Source organism: Methanobacterium spitsbergense (assembly GCF_019931065.1).
Classification (GTDB): domain Archaea; phylum Methanobacteriota; class Methanobacteria; order Methanobacteriales; family Methanobacteriaceae; genus Methanobacterium_B; species Methanobacterium_B spitsbergense.
Genome location: NZ_JAIOUQ010000005.1, coordinates 56,640 through 72,695, shown reverse-complemented (window position 1 = coordinate 72,695; position 16,056 = coordinate 56,640). Strand labels below are relative to the sequence as shown.

Below are 16,056 nucleotides of genomic sequence, written 5' to 3'. Positions count from 1 at the left end.
AGGTTAATCGAAATTTTTTTTCACAAACCCCAACACCCATTAACTTGACAGCCTCGATATTATGTTAAAATAGTAAAATATTGAAACATTAGGAAAGTTGAAATTCTTAAGGATTATTCTAAAATTAAATAGAACAGATTCATATTAGAAATAAAAAATTTTCTCAATTAATATCAAAAAAAAAGGAATTAAGGAAAATAATAGGATACTTCCTGATTATTAGTTCTCAAAGGTTTCAACAGTTTCTTTAAGATATTTCCTTATGTTAATATTTTGTGTGCATTTATCTTCACACTCACCGCATTCATCACAGAACGATGCACTCATCTTTTTGGCCTTGAGAAATGTATAATTTCCTGTAGGTTTTTTCATGTTATCGTAAATATAAACATCGTTTAAGAGATTCAGGTTTAATGGGATATCAACCCCTTTTTTACAAGGCATACAATAATTACAGCCTGTGCATCCAACATGAATCTTTTCTGTGTAAATCTCTCTTACTTCATCATACAGATTCAACTCATCATCTGTAAGACTGTGGATATGACCTTGCTCTGCTGTTTTGAGGTTTTCTGTGACTTGTTCCATGGTGGTCATACCACTTAAAACCACATCAACTTCTGGCTGGTTCCAGAGGAAACGAAAAGCCCATTCCGCAGGACTTCTTTTAACTTCTGCCTTGTCCCATATTGCCTGCACTTCAAATGGAATATTTGTTGTTAAACATCCCCCTCTAAGAGGTTCCATTATAACTGTTCCCAGACCTTTAGATGCTGAATATTCAAGTCCGGCTTTGCCTGCCTGGAATTTCTGGTCCATATAGTTATCCTGAATTTGGGAAAAGCTCCAGTTATAAGAATCAACAACTTCCTTGAAGAAATCAAATTCATCATGGAATGAAAAGCCTGCATATCCAATTTTTCCTTCTTCAATTGCAGAGTCAAGAAAATCAAAAACATCCACATTTATTAATGTACCCCAGAAATCTCTGTGAAGGCCATGAAGAAGATAAAAATCTATTTTATCGGTTTGAAGTTTTTCAAGCTGTTTATCCAGAAAATAATTTAGATCTTCCTTCTTCTGAACTAACCAGCTTGGAAGTTTAGTTGACAGATACACCTCATCCCGGTAACCCTCTTTTAGAGCATTTCCAACGAATATTTCACTCATACCTCCATGGTAGGGGAAGGCTGTGTCAATGTAGTTTACACCCTCATCTATTGCATGGTGTATCATCTCGGTTGCAAGGGGTGTGTTTATCTTTTCAGGTTTTTCATCTACTGTTGGAAGTCGCATACATCCAAATCCGAGTATTGAAACTTTTTTACCTGTTTTTCCAAGGGTTCTGTATAACAAAATAATAATCCTCCTAAATAAAATATATATTACATACATTCAAATTTGATTTTATAAATCTGAATATTAAAGAATTCTATATGATCCTCATTTTAATTATAATCTTAGGCAAAACAGAGTAAAATAGAAATTAATTGTAAACTATAAATTGGTTCAAAGATATTCAAGGATTAGGTTTAGTTAATATAAATTCTAAATTCAAAATATAAAAGATGATAAAAACTATTTGAGATGATTAAAAATGGATTGGAAAATTATGGGAATAGGTGCTCTAATTAATGCTGCTTTAACTATCATATTATCATGGATATTCTTACCCTTATTTTTTTTAGGCCCAATTGCCGGAGGATTTATAGCATCTTTTCTCAGTAAAGGATATGAAAATTATGATGAAATGGATGCAAAAGACGGGGCAGTTTTAGGGGCAATTTCGGGAATAATTGGTGGTTTAATAATAGGTTTACTATTGGTTCTGGGTGTGGGTGATATAAGTGCCATCACCGGATTAATATCTACCAAAATAGGATTAATATTGACTGGATATATTATAATTCAATTATCTGTAATTATGAGCTTTATTCTAGGATTATTAGGGGGAGTCTTAGGGGTTCTTGTTAAAAAATAATTTTAGGGGCTTGAATTTATTACAAAATATTCCGGAATTTCCATAATTTTAAAAAGAATGGGTTTTGTACATTGTGATAGAACTTTTTAATTATTTTTTCAACTTATTATCAACATTTTTTTTTTCAATAATTATTTATAATAACAAATTATTATTAATTTCAAAAACCTATATTATACTGTATTAGTCTGTAATAGGGTAATTGGATGGAATTGAATGCGAATAATATATATGATTTAATTTAACTTAAGGGGGAGATATAAATGGCAAAAGTTGATATTAAAGCAGAACCGGGGAAACTTGAGATATTAATAATTCGCGAGTTTGATGCTTCGCGAGAACTTGTTTTTAAAGCTTTTACAGATCCACAGTTATATGTACAGTGGATTGGTCCACGTGGCATGAAAACAGACCTTGGAAGGTTTGAACAGAGAGATGGTGGATCATGGAGATACATTCAAACAGATGAACAAGGGAATAAATCCGCATTTCACGGGGTTAATCATGAAATCAAAGCTCCTGAGAGAATTATAGGTACATTTGAATATGAGGGACTGCCAGAAAGCGGTCATGTTATCCTACAAACAGCGAAATTTGAAGAATTACCCAGCGACAGAACAAAACTAATATCTCAATCTGTATTCCAGTCTGTAGAGGATCGAGATGGTATGCTAGCTTCGGGCATGGAAATGGAGGTAAATGAATCGTATGAACGACTCGATGATGTTTTAAAAAATTTGAAGGAATAGAACTACCAGAATTATAAATAAATTTACTCGAGGTAAATCATGCAAAAAATTATACCATTCCTATGGTTTGATGGTAACGCAATCGAAGCAATGAATTTTTATACATCCATTTTTCAAAATTCAAAGATTATGAATATAATGTATTATAGAGAAGCCGGCCCAGAACCCGTAGGAAAAGTAATGTCTGCCACATTCAAACTTGCTGGACAACAATTTACTGCATTAAATGGTGGACCAGAATTTACTTTCACACCTGCCATAACTTTTTTTGTTAACTGTGAAACAAGCGAAGAAATAGATGCTTTATGGGATAATCTCTCGGATGATGGAACAGTATTAATTGAAATGGGCAAATATAATATCAGCGAAAAATTTGGATGGATTCAAGATAAATTAGGTGTTTCATGGCAGCTGAACCTAACAAAGATAGAGCAGAAGATAAGTCCATTTCTAATGTTTGCTGGGCAACAGAAAGGGAAAGCAGAGGAAGTAATAGAGTTTTATATGTCAATATTTGACAATAGCGAAATCATTGAAGTGTTACACTATGGTCCTGGTGAAGAAGAACCAGCAGGCACTGTTAAACGTGCTAGATTTTCACTCAATGGCCAGGAGTTTATGGCAATAGACAGCAGCAGAGAACATGAATTTGATTTCACACCTGCAATATCTTTCTTTGTTAACTGAAAAACACAGGAAGAAATAGATATATTATGGGAAAAACTATCTGATAAGGGAGAAAAACTAAGAATGGGCTGGCTCACTGATAAATATGGAATATCCTGGCAGGTTATCCCATCTATACTTGATGAAATGTTAAAGGATAAGGATCCTGATAAATCTAAAAGAGTTATGGAAGCAATGATGAAAATGGATAAAATGGATATCAAAAAATTCAAGCAAGCATATGAAGGATAGAAACGTATAGAAAAGAACATATAATTTGGTTAAAAAAAATTGTATTATTTTTTTATTTTGGAGGATAAATAATGGCTTCAATATCTAATAAAAAAAGGGCAATTGCATTTATAATAAGTTTTGAAACAGGGAATAGGCAGATCATCGAAAACTGGGTTTCTGAAGATTATACACCCCATTATCCTGATGTTAGAGATGGTAAAGATGCACTTTTAGATTATTTTGATACTCTACAAAAAATTGATATCATCATTGATATTAGAAGGGCAATTGAAGATGGTGATTATGTTACTGTACACAGTGAATACTCAGGGCCATTGGTAGTATTTGATGTATTCAAATTTGAAGATGGGAAAATAGTTGAACATTGGGCAACTGGACAGGAAAGTGTACAAAAAACAGTGAATGGTCACAGTATGATAGATGGACCAACAGAAATATATGATCTGGATAAAACTAGTGAAAATAAGGCATTGATTAAAGAATGGGAAGATGTGCTTATTAACAGGGATTATGGTAAGATTAAGAATTTCTTTGATGATGATAATTATGTACAGCATAATCCATTGTTTAAAGATGGGCTTTCAGGACGCCGTAAAGGCCATATAGAACTGGGTAAACAGGGCATGGATATGGAACTAAATAAAAATCATCTGATTATAGGTGAAGGAAACTTTGTATTATCTGTAAATGAAGGAAACTGGAGAGGAGAACATGTTTTCATTTTTTGACCTTTTCCGAATAGAAAATGGGAAATTTGCAGAGCATTGGGATGTAATCGAACCTATTAAAACTCAAGGAGAATGGAAAAATCAGAATGGTAAATTTTAATCCTTAAAATTTCAACAATTTATTTGGTAGAACGTGCTGGGAGGAGTGAATAAGTTTTCGGACATTTTATTACAATTTCAAGTCATAACTTTCGGATATTAAACCTTTATTTTTCCATGTAGGGTGTCCAAATGTGCTGCTTTTAGAGGATGTATCACAAATTATTTGGGAGCCGTTTTCCAGCGTTACCACAGGCCATACATGTCCAAATATATTTCCACCTGCAAATTGTACAGCACCTGAGTAATCAAATTCTATTGCATTATGGGGTATTCCAGCTGCCCTGCAAAGTGCAATAAATAACCTTGCCTGATCACAACAATTTCCCCTGCCTAACATAGCTGTTTCCACAGCATAATGTTTAGAATTAAAATACATGGGTTTTTCATACACTACACTGTGCTGCATCCATATAAAAACAGCTTTACAAATCTCAAGCCGGGTAGGATTTTTAAGGTTTTGGATGAATTTAAGGTTTTGGGCGAATTTAATTTTTTTGGTGCCTTTAATATTTTTTGTGATGTTTTGAGCCAGTTCCTGAATAAATGGATGTTTATATTCATAATAACCATCCACTTTAACTCCATTATCAATATTTCCATCCATAACAGCAAAAACAACATTTGTACCACTTGTACTAACAAGGAATATTCCACAGATAAAAATCACAAAAAAACTCCTTTTTAAAGTTAACCATTTGCTAATCCTCATAATTCATCCCCTTTCAGAAAAAAACAATATAAAATTTCTTACCAATTACTAAAGTTTAATTTAAAAGTTTAACTATATAATCTTTTCGATCTCGAATGATTTTAGAGAGGCAAAAAAAATAATGAAAACATACTGAAAAAGAATAAAAAATGGATTAAAAGCTTATAAAATCAAAAAAAGCATCTTCAACTATATAAAACATTTATAAAACAATATTATTAGTTTATTATTCATTTCATAAACAGTAAATAGAATAATTGGAATAATTATGAATTATTAGTTTGTTTTCAATTATCCTTAAAAATAGGTTTATTTTACCAATTACTCCTGTTGACTCTATTATTCTCATTTAAAATTTGATCACTGGTTTAACTACCTTGTCCCTTTTATCAAATTCTCTGTAAATATTGGGTGCATCATCAATGTTGATTCTGTCTGAAACAATGAAACTGGGTTTGGCCCTTCCAGAAATTATTAGATTCCTTAAGAATGGTTGATATTTCTTGGCTGGAACAACACCTGTGCCTATTTGAACACTTTTGCCCCATAATTTACCTCATGGAAGTATTAAATTTCCATGTTTTTCATTTTCATCCTCTGAAGCAGGATTATTTGGTATATAAACACCTATAATTCCAATATTACCTGCAGGATTAAAAAGGTTTCCCATGTCCATTAATACCTGGTTTCGCTTATTCGTTTAAGTTTTCTCTGTTTAATGCTTGGAATCCAACAGCACCTATCACACAGTCAATTCCAAGTGTTTTCTCTTCACCGGGTCTTAATGAATCAACCATTGGTCCATTATTTTTTCGGAGTTTCTTTATCTGTTCGACTGGATCTCCGTCCTTGAAATTAATTGGAATGGCTCCAATAGATTTGGCACGTTCTAATCTTTCTTCGGATTTATCTATGGAATATACTTCATGTGAACCTTTTATGAATGATGAATAAGCAGTGAGTAAACCAACAGGTCCTGCACCAAAAACAGCTACAGATCTTCCGGGTTTAACCTTAGCAAGTTCTGTTGCAGGTAAGCAGTTGGTAATATGTCTGCAAGTAATACAAAGTCATCCTCTAGTTCATCTCTTGGTTTTCCAGGAAGTTTTAAACAGGCCATATCTCCATATGGGACTTTTAAAAATTCTGCTTGTGCACCTCCATAACCTGCACTTCCATAGGTTGCACCGGATCCATGGGGATTTACTGTTAAACATTTATTAGTATCACCTTGAATACAATTTAAACATACTCCACAAGCTATATTTGGAGTTACAACCACCCTATCTCCGGGTTTTATTAATTTCACAGCATATCCCACTACATCCACAATACCCATTGGTTCATGTCCCAGTATAGACCCTGCACTTTGAGGTGTTTCACCATCGTACCGGTTTAAATCTGTACCTCTAATTGTACTGCTGGTAATTTTAACGCTTTATCGAGAAGTCCCCTTCCGAAAGGGAGGGGAATGAATCGATATTATAGAAATCATTTTAGTAATAATAACAATTATATAGTTATGTAATAATATATATAACTATGAAATGTGGGTTATGGAAACAAACATTTTAGTCACCATCATATTTTTTAACTACTACCGGATTAACCACTCTTGATATGTTTATTCAAATATGTATTGGAAGTCAAAGGAGAAAAATAAAGAACAAATGTTAACTCAAAAGATACATATATTCCCGGATAAGGAACAGGAAGAGGTGTTATGGTTTCTTAGTGAATATTGTAGATTATTATATAATTTCGCATTATCTGATCGTAAAACAGCATGGAAAAACAATAAAGAAACCAAAGAAGTAGGGGTTGACTATAGAGGTTTTGCAAGTAAAATATGCAGCAATTGCGGATACCATAACAGTAATTTAAAATTACCTCATTGTATGTGGATTTGCCCTAATTGTGAGAGTATCCACGACCGAAATGTTAATGCAGCAGTTAATATACGTGATTTTGCACTGTAAACAAAATCTCATAAGTACCGTAGGAACTACGGAAATTAAAGCTTCTCTAAGAGAAAACCACAAAAGTGGATTCAATGATATAAGAAGCCCCTTCCAAAAGGAAGGGGTAGTTCACTCCTTTGGACCTATATCCTTAAATTTTATTGAACATGATTCTCCACCAACACCCCAGTGAGATTTTGGTACCTCATATATTAGGATTTCAACAGCTTCTGCAGGAACATCAACCTCAGTAAACACTTTAGTTATATTTTTAATTAGGTAATCTACCTTTTCTTGTTCAAAACCTTTCCATACATTTATTTGTACCATAGGCATTTTATCACATCCTAATTTTTATTAAATAAACAATATTACTATGTTTAAATGGAAATAAATAATTTCTTCATAAATTAAATAATAATTAACACTATAATTTCTGAAGTAATATACTGGATAAAGTTAATTTTTATTGTTTTATAAACAAAAAATTAAGTAAAAAGTAGGTACATCTATAATTAAAGGTTTGGGGAACGTGAAAATTTGGATATGGAATTTCAAAATAAATCTCTTATAGCTCCATGTGGAATAAATTGTGGTGTTTGCATGCGTTATTTAAGAGAAAAGAATAAATGTCCAGGTTGCAGGGCTGATGATACAAATAAATTAATTACTTGTATAAGATGTAAAATTAAAAATTGTGAATTCTTTAAAGATGAAAATGCAGATTTCTGTTTTGAATGTACAGATTTTCCATGCGATAAAATGGAACATATTGACAAGAGATACAGAAACAGGTACAACACGAGCCTGATAGAAAATCTTGAAGATATAGAGAATTTAGGAATAAAAAAATTTTTGAAAAATGAAGATGCAAAGTGGACTTGTTCAAAGTGTGGTGGCAAAATTTCTATTCATAAAGGATATTGCAGTAATTGTGGGCATTGATCAGATAATTAAGTAGAATAAAATCGATCATATAGAATAAACAAATACATAAATAGGAGTTACGAGTTTAATTTAAGGCAAAATGGTTTCTAGGATAAAATAGTCCCTATAAAAGAAATATAATGTTAGAATTCAACCCAAATTTTGAATTTAATGGGCATAATTAACTCAAATTTTTCCAGGTGCTTTATTACACTTAATTTAAAAAAATATATAAATAAATTATAATGGCTTTTTACATTAAAAAACGGACAATTTAACCTTCTTTTATCAGACTTTTATCAATAAATTTATATGTTCTAAACAACAATTTAATAAATTGTCAGAACCTAACGGTGTTCAATCTGACATTGCTGAAAACATAGGGAGGCAGTATAGTGAAGCGACATTTGTTGCTTGCAATGTTACTGTTATTTAGCATAACATTGCTGAGTACGGATTATATATATGCCACCACACCAAACCAGCAAAACTCAGATATAATCGCGAATACCAATATTGTCGGTGAAATTACAGTGGACGTCCAGCAAGACGTCAAAAGTACAGCGAATATTCAACAAACAACTGTTGGAACTCTTAATGATGTTCAAGCAGTTAGTAATACGGTAACAAGCCAAAAAGCGACCAAAAATGCAGTAAAAACAGTCAGTAGTAGTGTAACTTCTAAAGACAGCAGTAAAAATTCAGTTAAAATTCAGAGCGCATCAGAGGCAGCAGGAGATGTAAATAATAATAAAGCTGCGGGGACTCAAACTACTGTCAAAAGTACGACAGTAAAGTATACTTTGAGTGATATTAAAGATGCAGCTTCAAGGGTAAAAATCTTTATTGAATCTAAAAAGAAACTACCAAAATATGTGCAGATGGGTACAAGACAGATAACAATGCCACAGTTCTTGCAGTTGTTAACAGCAGGATTGACCCAGGTAAATAAAGGATCAACAGGATCAATAGCGCTGAAAAGTGTAGAAACCTCGTTGAAACCAACACAAAACCTGAAAAGTGGAACCATTAAAAAATCAGAGTATCTTGTAATGGCAGGGAGGATAACTTCATTCATTAATTCGAATGGAAAGACTCCGAACTTTGCATCAAGTTCTCTAGGGAAAATTCAGTACGAATCGCTTGTGTACATGTATTCAAGAATAATGAAATACCAAAGCGTTAATAAAGACCTGCCAAATTATGCAACCATGCAACCATGGCAGAAATCTGCAGATACACCAGTCACACCGGTAACACCAATACCAGCAGAACTACAAAAATATCTGCTACCAACTAACCATTGCCAGTCAACAGATTCAAGAATAATAGCACTTGCATCGTCAATTACACAGGGATCAAGTTCGGCAAAGGATCGAGCAACCAAACTGTTCAATTGGGTAAGGGATAATATTGGTTATTCCTTTTACTACGACACCAACTATGGTGCAGTAGGAACCCTAAATTCAAGAACAGCTAACTGTGTAGACACATCACACCTACTTGTGGCACTTTCAAGGGCCTCAGGAATACCAGCAAGATATGTGCATGGTGTGTGCAAGTTCAGTAGTGGAACATGGTACGGACATGTATGGGCTCAGCTCTACGTGGATGGAACATGGTACAATGCAGATGCAATAAGCTACAGAAACTCTCTTGGAGTTATAAATAATTGGAATACAGCCTCGTATACTTTAAAGGGCATCTATGCAGCATTGCCTTTTTAAATTATATTTTTTTTCTTTTTTTTTGATAAGCTATTATCTATAGTATTTTTTCAATTAATTTTGGATAATGTGTTTACCGATGCTCGAAAAGATTATTATCGCATTTCAAAGTTAATTCAAATAAATACATTTTTTATAGTAAATCTGTTTCAGAGTTTTATTAGAAAAATTTAAACAATCCGGGGGTTATATTATTACATATAAATGTCAAACTTTAGTGAAACTATGAATCTTAAAAACAATGTTATAAAAGTCCTTTCAGGAGAAGAAACTGAGATAACACCAGTAATTAGTGTTACCCAAGTAGCTATAGTTGAAGCCATGGAGAAAACCGGTGCATTTTGGCCAGAAGCACACAAAGATCCAGAGAAGATGGCAACACTTGGCAGTTCACTTTATGAATTAGCAGGGCTTGAATGTGCAAGGATACCCTTCTGTCTCACGGTTGAAGCAGAAGCATTGGGATGTAAAGTTGATCTTGGAGGATTGGATAAAACTCCACAGATCAAAGAGTCACAGTTTAAAAGTGGTGATGAAATAGATGTACCCTCAGACTTTTTAGATAAAGGACGAATACATGTTGTTCTTGATGCTATCCAAATATTGAAGGAAAAATATGGCGATAACCTTCCAATTGTAGTTGGAATTACAGGTCCATTTACACTTACAGGACATTTACTTGGTGTTGAGAATCTTGTTAGGTACATGAAAACCAGGCCAGAAGAGGTTGAAATAGCATTGGACAATACTCTTGATGCGTGTATGGACTATGCAGAAGCAATTTCCAATGTTGGTCCCGATATCATATGTGTTGCTGAACCCACAGCTGCTCCAGAACTCATAGACCCGCTTCAGTTCAAATCTATTGTTAAACCAGTACTCGAAGACCTTGCAAATGTAATAAAAACCAAAAAAGTTCTACATATCTGCGGATCTACCCAGCCCATAATAAGGGATATGGCAAGCATAGGTTACAATGGAATCAGCATTGAAGAGAAGGTAGATATCAAAAAGGCAAAGGAAGAGCTTGGAAAAGCTGGAAAGGTCATGAGGGTTGGTGGAAAAACAATGAGTATGGGTGGGGAAACAACTTCCAAAATTATTGGAAACATCTCAACAACACAGACACTGTTTAGAGGTTCACAAGAAGAGGTAAAAAACGAAGTAAAAAACATATTAGAAGCAGGAATAGATATAATTGCTCCTAGTTGTGGTTTAGCTCCACAATCTCCAATTGCAAATATTAAGGCAATGGTCGAGGCAAGAAACGAATATTACGGTATATAAATCAAAGTAATATTCAAATCCTCCTAAAACAGTATAAATCTTTTTTTTCTATTTTATTATTTGCTATCTAATGTTCTTCCTTCTTTGAGAAGGCAACAAGTATGGTTGCAAGGTGTGGATCATCAGGATAACCATATTTATCTTTAATATATACATCGCCCATTGTTGAAGGTGTACCAGATACAATGTCTGTGATGTCTTCCATCTCATTTAATTCAGGAAATGGTATGGGTGGTAAAATAAACAATTCTTTTTCAGTGTGCCCTCTTATAAATTTTTTATCCGGTCTAAACACAATGAAGTTGGTGCTTAAAAAATAGACATCGTTGCGACTGGAATATTTTTCCCTATCTTCGGCTGAAATCAGCTCCTGTCCTAGTATCCTTCCTTTGTTGGTTGTAAGGATCACAGTTGGTTTGGGAGGACTTCGAAATTCAACTGTTTTGAGCATAACAAGACAAAATTCCCTTTCTATACATTCGTTCAATCCCTGGTTAATAACTGGTATTATATCATCCTTTCTATTCGATTCAATTTTAAGCAGGGATTGCTGGTCTTCCTTTGAAAGTTGCTGAACATCAACAACACCTTGCAAATTTTTTATAATATTTATTGCACTTTCAACCACCATTTACATATATCTCCGGTTACAGTAGTTTCTAAAAAACTCCAGATAACTGTGAATATCAATCACTCACCAATTATCTTCGTGTCATTCCATACTGGTAAACATATAATTCATGAACTAATTACCAAAGGGTTATATATTACTTTTTTAGCCATTAATAAATATAAATTTATTGCATTTAACATTTAAACCATTGTAAACCTATAAAAACTGAATAAAAAATTCCAAAAGATTTATAGAAATTCAGGACAATATAATATAACATGACCCATATGAAAAGATTTACAAAAATGATATATAAAGACCCTGATGAAATGGTGTTCGGCCGTGCTAAATTTCCAGTAAGCCAACGTTGGAATACACAGATTGGTGCGGGTTATGTTGTGCCTGAAATAAAGGTAGCTCCTGTAGAAGGTTCTGAAGAATCAAAAGAACAGATGGTTTCAGAATGCAGAAACATAACTCAAAGTGCCTGTGAAAGGGCAGTTGCCATAGGTTTACCTGCTTTTATGTTAGAACAGGAACATATATTTCAGCAAACATATAATCCTGATTGGACAGCAGAATGCACAAAGATTCAAGCCGAAACCCTTGAAAAATACTATGATGAATACGATATAAGAGTATCCCTACTGGCAACACCCGCTGACATAAGGATTGAGGAAAGAGCTCCAGGACTCAGAGGATCGGACTATGATAACAAAATAATGGAGTCTGTAGAGGCCAGTGCAGCCAATGGTGCATCATGTGTTTCAATTGAAACCATTGGTGGAAAATCTGTGTCTGACTATGGTATAGCAAGGGGAGACCCTAAAGCCATATTATTTGGTATAGGAGTTCTTGGAAGCATAGATATGGAGTATATGTGGAAAAGAATAGTGGCCATATGTAGAAAATACGACTGCAGACCTGCAGGTGACACTGACTGTGCCCAAGCCAATACAGCAATGTTCCTTGCAGGAGGATTGCTTGATAAGGATTGTTCCCATACATTAGCAGCGCTTGCAAGGGCTATGGCGGCAGCAAGAAGTCTTGTAGCCGTAGAATGTGGTGCTATAGGTCCACTTAAAGATTGTGGATATGAAAATCCAATCATCAAAGCAATAAGTGGAGTTCCAATTGCAACCGAAGGTAAAAATGCAGTTTGCGCACATTCTGATCTCATGGGTAACCTTACAGCCGCTGTTACAGATGTATGGAGTAACGAATCAGTTTACCATAGGCAGGAAATGGGAGGCACCACACCAGAGGTATGGTTACAGGCAACAGGGTACGAAGCCGCACTCATGAACACTGCCCTTCAAACAGGACAGGAAAAAGTATTAAGAGATCTTTATACACTAACCGATAAATACAGGGATCCACAGGCGTTGGTACTTGCTTATGATAATGCCCACAGAATAGGCGAAGCAATAGTAAGATATGGTAACGATCCATATCTTAGAGCTAGAGCTGCTGCTCTTGAAGCAGGAGCCATAATAAATGAAGCAGTTGACGCTAAAAAAATGTACCTAACAAGATTTGAAAGAGATTCGCTAGACAGTGCACTTAAAATCTTTGAAGCACTGCCAACTGAATCTGATCAGTTTATTGAGGACTGTTTAAGGAAGTACTCAAGGAAAATATCTGAATTTGACCCGAAAAATTATGAATTATAAAGGGAGGTTAGAAACATGAGTTACGAAGATTTAGAAAACAAAATGGACCAAGAATTTGTTGCAGTTAGATACAACGTTGAAATTGAAGGCGCTGCAATCAAACCAGAATGGGATCTAGATGTGGTAAACATCCTCCCAACAGAAGAACCCTTCAGAGCCATAGCACTTGCAGTTTTATACGAGGATAGAGATGCATCACTTGCCAACGTTCAAAAAGCTTTAAATGACGGTATATCTCCAATTGATATAATCAACAACGGTTTAATGAAGGGAATGGATGCTGTAAGCATACTCTACACCAAGGGTTTTTACTTCCTTCCAGATTTAATGCTTGCTGGTGATGGAATGATGGAAGGAGTCAAAGAGTGTGAAAAAGTGTTGGGCCATAAAAGTGAAACCAAAGGAACAACTGTATCATTTGTAGCCGAAGGAGATCCACACGACATAGGAAAAAACCTTGTAGTTATGTTCCTGAGAGCTGGTGGATATGAAGCAATAGATATGGGAAGAGATGTACCAACCGATGATGTTGTGAAAGCTGTAAAAGAGTACAGCCCCATATTCATGACTGGAACAGCACTCATGACAACAACAATGACTGCATTCCCTAAAATTGTAGAAGCACTCAAAAAGGAAGGGCTTGAAGTTCCAGCCATAGGATGTGGTGGTGGTGCAGTTCGAAAGGATTATGTTGAATCTTTCCCAATGAGTGTCTACGGTGTAGAGGCATACCATGCACCAAAACTTGCCGATGCCATATTAAAAGACAAAAAAACATGGAAAGAACTTAGAAAAGAATACGCAGAAATAGTTGGAGAATTTGTTTCAGAGTATTCATAAAAAAATTTATCCAAGCAATAAGAAAATCTTTAATCCTTTTTTTATATTTTTTTTAACAACACTAGAATTAATTGGCATTAGAATTTCATTATGAACCATCCATTAATATATTCAAAGTTTTAGAACATATTTAATTTAATAAAACTCGAATTTTAAATCATATTTAAACATCTAGCAGTGTAAAATTTGAAAATAAAAAGGTGCTGAACATGAAAGAGAAATACCTAATAGCATGTGATATAGGAACCAGTGGTATAAGGGCACAGGCCATAAATCAGGAAACATCCAAGGTAATATCTACTGCTATCACTCTTAGACATCCACTGCCAGGTGCTAACGTGGTAGATCACCTACACTTTGCTATTGAAGTTGGTAGGGAGACAGCTCATAAACTTTTAGTTGAAACAATCAACGATGTGATAAATAATTTGGGAATAGACCTTGAAAATGTTGAAAGAGTAGCAGTTTGCGGTAATCCCATACAACTTTCCCTATTTCATAATATAGAGATAAGAGATTTAGCTTACTGGGGTGAGAATGCTCTTAAACGGTTAAATGTAACACCACCATCCCGAGATGCAACCACAGTATCCCCCAAAGAAATAGGACTCGAAGTCAATCAAAAAGCTAAAATATACATTCCACCAGCAATAAAACATGAAATTGGGGCAGATGCTCTTGCAATGCTTTTTAAATCGGGTATATTAGAGAAAAAGGGTATATATCTTGTGATTGATTTTGGAACCAATGCTGAAATGGCATTGGTTATTAATGGGGAAATATACACTTGTTCAGCCGCTGCAGGGCCAGCAATAGAAGGTCAGATGATAGATAAAGGTAGGCTGGCTTCTCCGGGTACAATATGCGATCTTGATCTTGTTGATTCTGGATGGAGAAGCTATGTGCTTGATAATGAACTTATGATTAAACAGGGAAATGTAGTTGATCCAGTAACTGGAAAAACTTTTTTAAAAGGAGAGATGGATGGTAAATCAAAGGGTATAACTGGTACAGGAGTTATTGCAGCTTTCAGTTTAGGTTTAGATTCGGGTTTAATATCTCTTCCCAAAATAAAGAGTCCTGATCATATGATCAATCTGCAGGATGGAATTTATCTCTCCCAAAAGGATATAATTATGATAGGTAAAGCTCTGGGAGCTTTTAGAGCAGCTTATTTAACGCTTGCAGAGGAAGCTGAGATTCTTTTAACTGATATTGATTCAATTTATATGGCCGGTGCATCGGGGTTTTATGTGGATCCACATAAATCTCTGGGTGTTGGACAGATACCACCATCCTCTCAGGATATCTATCAATTGGGAAACACATCTCTTGCAATGGCCAGGGATATAGTTTTGAATCCTGATCTCCTTGGCAAATTACAGGAAATAGCTAGGGGTATGCGTAGTAATCATATTATGCTGGCCACTTCATCGATTTTTGAGAAAATATATTCCCTGGAACTATCAATGTATGAGCAGGGTATGCCTTTGTGGATGTACAATGACTGGTTGGATAAATATGGTTTCCAGAAGATCCCTTCAAGGGTTAAAGATCCCAGTATACACAGAATTTTCGAAAGGGATATATCAGAACTGGGTAAGGATGGTTTGAAAATAGTTAAAATCTGTTCAATATTAAAGTCAAATTTTGATGGATGTACCAATTGTATGACATGTATGAAAAATTGCCCTGAAGCTGCTCTTAAAATGGAGAATGGAACAGCAACTGTTAGAACAGATCTATGCAATGGAATGGCATGCCTGAAATGTGAATTATCATGTCCAGAAAAGGTGTTTAAATTCAGTAACTTCTTGGATAAACAATAGAATTTTAAA

General features: G+C 34.6%; 16 protein-coding genes and 1 pseudogene. 12 read left to right on the top strand and 5 right to left on the bottom strand.

Features of this window, described 5'->3' with window-relative positions; translation table 11 throughout:
• Positions 1–219: 219 nt before the first annotated feature.
• Positions 220–1,356: an aldo/keto reductase gene (locus K8N75_RS05550; protein WP_223791119.1), complete on the bottom strand. Its 1,137-nt coding sequence runs from the start codon at positions 1,354–1,356 to the stop codon at positions 220–222.
• Positions 1,357–1,597: 241 nt separating this feature from the next.
• Here K8N75_RS05550 and K8N75_RS05545 point away from each other — a divergent pair, with 241 nt between their 5' ends.
• From K8N75_RS05545 to K8N75_RS05525, 5 genes and pseudogenes are all read left to right on the top strand, one after another.
• Complete coding sequence (locus tag K8N75_RS05545; RefSeq protein ID WP_223791118.1) at positions 1,598–1,981, top strand: DUF5518 domain-containing protein; 384 nt, start codon at positions 1,598–1,600, stop codon at positions 1,979–1,981.
• 263 nt (positions 1,982–2,244) lie between these two features.
• Entirely contained in the window at positions 2,245–2,730 is a 486-nt protein-coding gene (locus K8N75_RS05540) for an SRPBCC family protein (protein WP_223791117.1), read from the top strand.
• A gap of 39 nt (positions 2,731–2,769) precedes the next feature.
• Positions 2,770–3,648: pseudogene (locus tag K8N75_RS05535) on the top strand (VOC family protein).
• A 71-nt stretch (positions 3,649–3,719) separates the two neighbouring features.
• Entirely contained in the window at positions 3,720–4,379 is a 660-nt protein-coding gene (locus tag K8N75_RS05530; protein WP_223791116.1) for a nuclear transport factor 2 family protein, read from the top strand.
• Complete coding sequence (locus tag K8N75_RS05525; protein ID WP_223791115.1) at positions 4,363–4,479, top strand: ester cyclase; 117 nt, start codon at positions 4,363–4,365, stop codon at positions 4,477–4,479. Before K8N75_RS05530 ends, K8N75_RS05525 begins: the two co-directional genes overlap by 17 nt.
• A 69-nt stretch (positions 4,480–4,548) precedes the next feature.
• Here K8N75_RS05525 and K8N75_RS05520 read toward each other — a convergent pair whose 3' ends face one another.
• A complete protein-coding gene (locus K8N75_RS05520) occupies positions 4,549–5,148 on the bottom strand; it encodes a transglutaminase-like domain-containing protein (RefSeq protein ID WP_223791114.1) in 600 nt (199 codons plus the stop codon).
• Positions 5,149–6,181: 1,033 nt separating this feature from the next.
• Positions 6,182–6,619, bottom strand: a complete 438-nt coding sequence (locus tag K8N75_RS05515; protein ID WP_223791124.1) for an alcohol dehydrogenase catalytic domain-containing protein — start codon at positions 6,617–6,619, stop codon at positions 6,182–6,184.
• A gap of 241 nt (positions 6,620–6,860) precedes the next feature.
• Here K8N75_RS05515 and K8N75_RS05510 point away from each other — a divergent pair, with 241 nt between their 5' ends.
• Positions 6,861–7,169 carry a zinc ribbon domain-containing protein gene (locus K8N75_RS05510; protein ID WP_223791113.1) on the top strand — a complete coding sequence of 103 codons (309 nt, stop codon included), beginning with the start codon at positions 6,861–6,863 and terminating at the stop codon, positions 7,167–7,169.
• A gap of 111 nt (positions 7,170–7,280) precedes the next feature.
• Here K8N75_RS05510 and K8N75_RS05505 read toward each other — a convergent pair whose 3' ends face one another.
• A complete protein-coding gene (locus tag K8N75_RS05505; RefSeq protein ID WP_223791112.1) occupies positions 7,281–7,487 on the bottom strand; it encodes a tautomerase family protein in 207 nt (68 codons plus the stop codon).
• A gap of 210 nt (positions 7,488–7,697) precedes the next feature.
• Here K8N75_RS05505 and K8N75_RS05500 point away from each other — a divergent pair, with 210 nt between their 5' ends.
• The 3 genes from K8N75_RS05500 (at position 7,698) to mtaA (ending at position 11,092) form a co-directional block, all read left to right on the top strand.
• Positions 7,698–8,096 (top strand): DUF3795 domain-containing protein, encoded by a 399-nt coding sequence (locus K8N75_RS05500; protein WP_223791123.1) that lies wholly within the window; start codon positions 7,698–7,700, stop codon positions 8,094–8,096.
• 377 nt (positions 8,097–8,473) lie between these two features.
• The gene (locus K8N75_RS05495; protein ID WP_223791111.1) at positions 8,474–9,805 is read left to right on the top strand and encodes a transglutaminase domain-containing protein; all 1,332 of its coding nucleotides are present in this window, start codon (positions 8,474–8,476) and stop codon (positions 9,803–9,805) included.
• Between the two features lie 225 nt (positions 9,806–10,030).
• Positions 10,031–11,092, top strand: coding sequence for a methylcobamide:CoM methyltransferase MtaA (mtaA, locus tag K8N75_RS05490; protein ID WP_255590819.1), 1,062 nt, complete (start codon positions 10,031–10,033; stop codon positions 11,090–11,092).
• Positions 11,093–11,159: 67 nt separating this feature from the next.
• On the opposite strand, the gene K8N75_RS05485 is transcribed toward mtaA, so the two are convergent.
• A complete protein-coding gene (locus K8N75_RS05485; RefSeq protein WP_223791109.1) occupies positions 11,160–11,723 on the bottom strand; it encodes a hypothetical protein in 564 nt (187 codons plus the stop codon).
• Positions 11,724–11,992: 269 nt separating this feature from the next.
• Here K8N75_RS05485 and mtaB point away from each other — a divergent pair, with 269 nt between their 5' ends.
• The 3 genes from mtaB (at position 11,993) to K8N75_RS05470 (ending at position 16,047) form a co-directional block, all read left to right on the top strand.
• Positions 11,993–13,378, top strand: a complete 1,386-nt coding sequence (gene mtaB / locus K8N75_RS05480) for a methanol--corrinoid protein co-methyltransferase MtaB (protein WP_223791108.1) — start codon at positions 11,993–11,995, stop codon at positions 13,376–13,378.
• A gap of 15 nt (positions 13,379–13,393) precedes the next feature.
• Positions 13,394–14,218 carry a methanol--corrinoid protein MtaC gene (mtaC, locus tag K8N75_RS05475; protein WP_223791107.1) on the top strand — a complete coding sequence of 275 codons (825 nt, stop codon included), beginning with the start codon at positions 13,394–13,396 and terminating at the stop codon, positions 14,216–14,218.
• Positions 14,219–14,427: 209 nt separating this feature from the next.
• Positions 14,428–16,047, top strand: coding sequence for a methylamine methyltransferase corrinoid protein reductive activase (locus K8N75_RS05470; RefSeq protein WP_223791106.1), 1,620 nt, complete (start codon positions 14,428–14,430; stop codon positions 16,045–16,047).
• Positions 16,048–16,056 lie beyond the last annotated feature (9 nt).

Bases quoted from the DNA above. Each gene is read 5' to 3' on its own strand.
- mtaB (WP_223791108.1), top strand. From the start codon at position 11,993: ATGAAAAGATTTACAAAAATGATATATAAAGACCCTGATGAAATGGTG.
- mtaA (WP_255590819.1), top strand. From the start codon at position 10,031: ATGAATCTTAAAAACAATGTTATAAAAGTCCTTTCAGGAGAAGAAACT.
- K8N75_RS05510 (WP_223791113.1), top strand. From the start codon at position 6,861: ATGTTAACTCAAAAGATACATATATTCCCGGATAAGGAACAGGAAGAG.
- K8N75_RS05530 (WP_223791116.1), top strand. From the start codon at position 3,720: ATGGCTTCAATATCTAATAAAAAAAGGGCAATTGCATTTATAATAAGT.
- K8N75_RS05525 (WP_223791115.1), top strand. From the start codon at position 4,363: ATGTTTTCATTTTTTGACCTTTTCCGAATAGAAAATGGGAAATTTGCA.
- K8N75_RS05540 (WP_223791117.1), top strand. From the start codon at position 2,245: ATGGCAAAAGTTGATATTAAAGCAGAACCGGGGAAACTTGAGATATTA.
- K8N75_RS05505 (WP_223791112.1), bottom strand. From the start codon at position 7,487: ATGCCTATGGTACAAATAAATGTATGGAAAGGTTTTGAACAAGAAAAG.
- mtaC (WP_223791107.1), top strand. From the start codon at position 13,394: ATGAGTTACGAAGATTTAGAAAACAAAATGGACCAAGAATTTGTTGCA.
- K8N75_RS05545 (WP_223791118.1), top strand. From the start codon at position 1,598: ATGGATTGGAAAATTATGGGAATAGGTGCTCTAATTAATGCTGCTTTA.
- K8N75_RS05500 (WP_223791123.1), top strand. From the start codon at position 7,698: ATGGAATTTCAAAATAAATCTCTTATAGCTCCATGTGGAATAAATTGT.
- K8N75_RS05485 (WP_223791109.1), bottom strand. From the start codon at position 11,723: ATGGTGGTTGAAAGTGCAATAAATATTATAAAAAATTTGCAAGGTGTT.
- K8N75_RS05470 (WP_223791106.1), top strand. From the start codon at position 14,428: ATGAAAGAGAAATACCTAATAGCATGTGATATAGGAACCAGTGGTATA.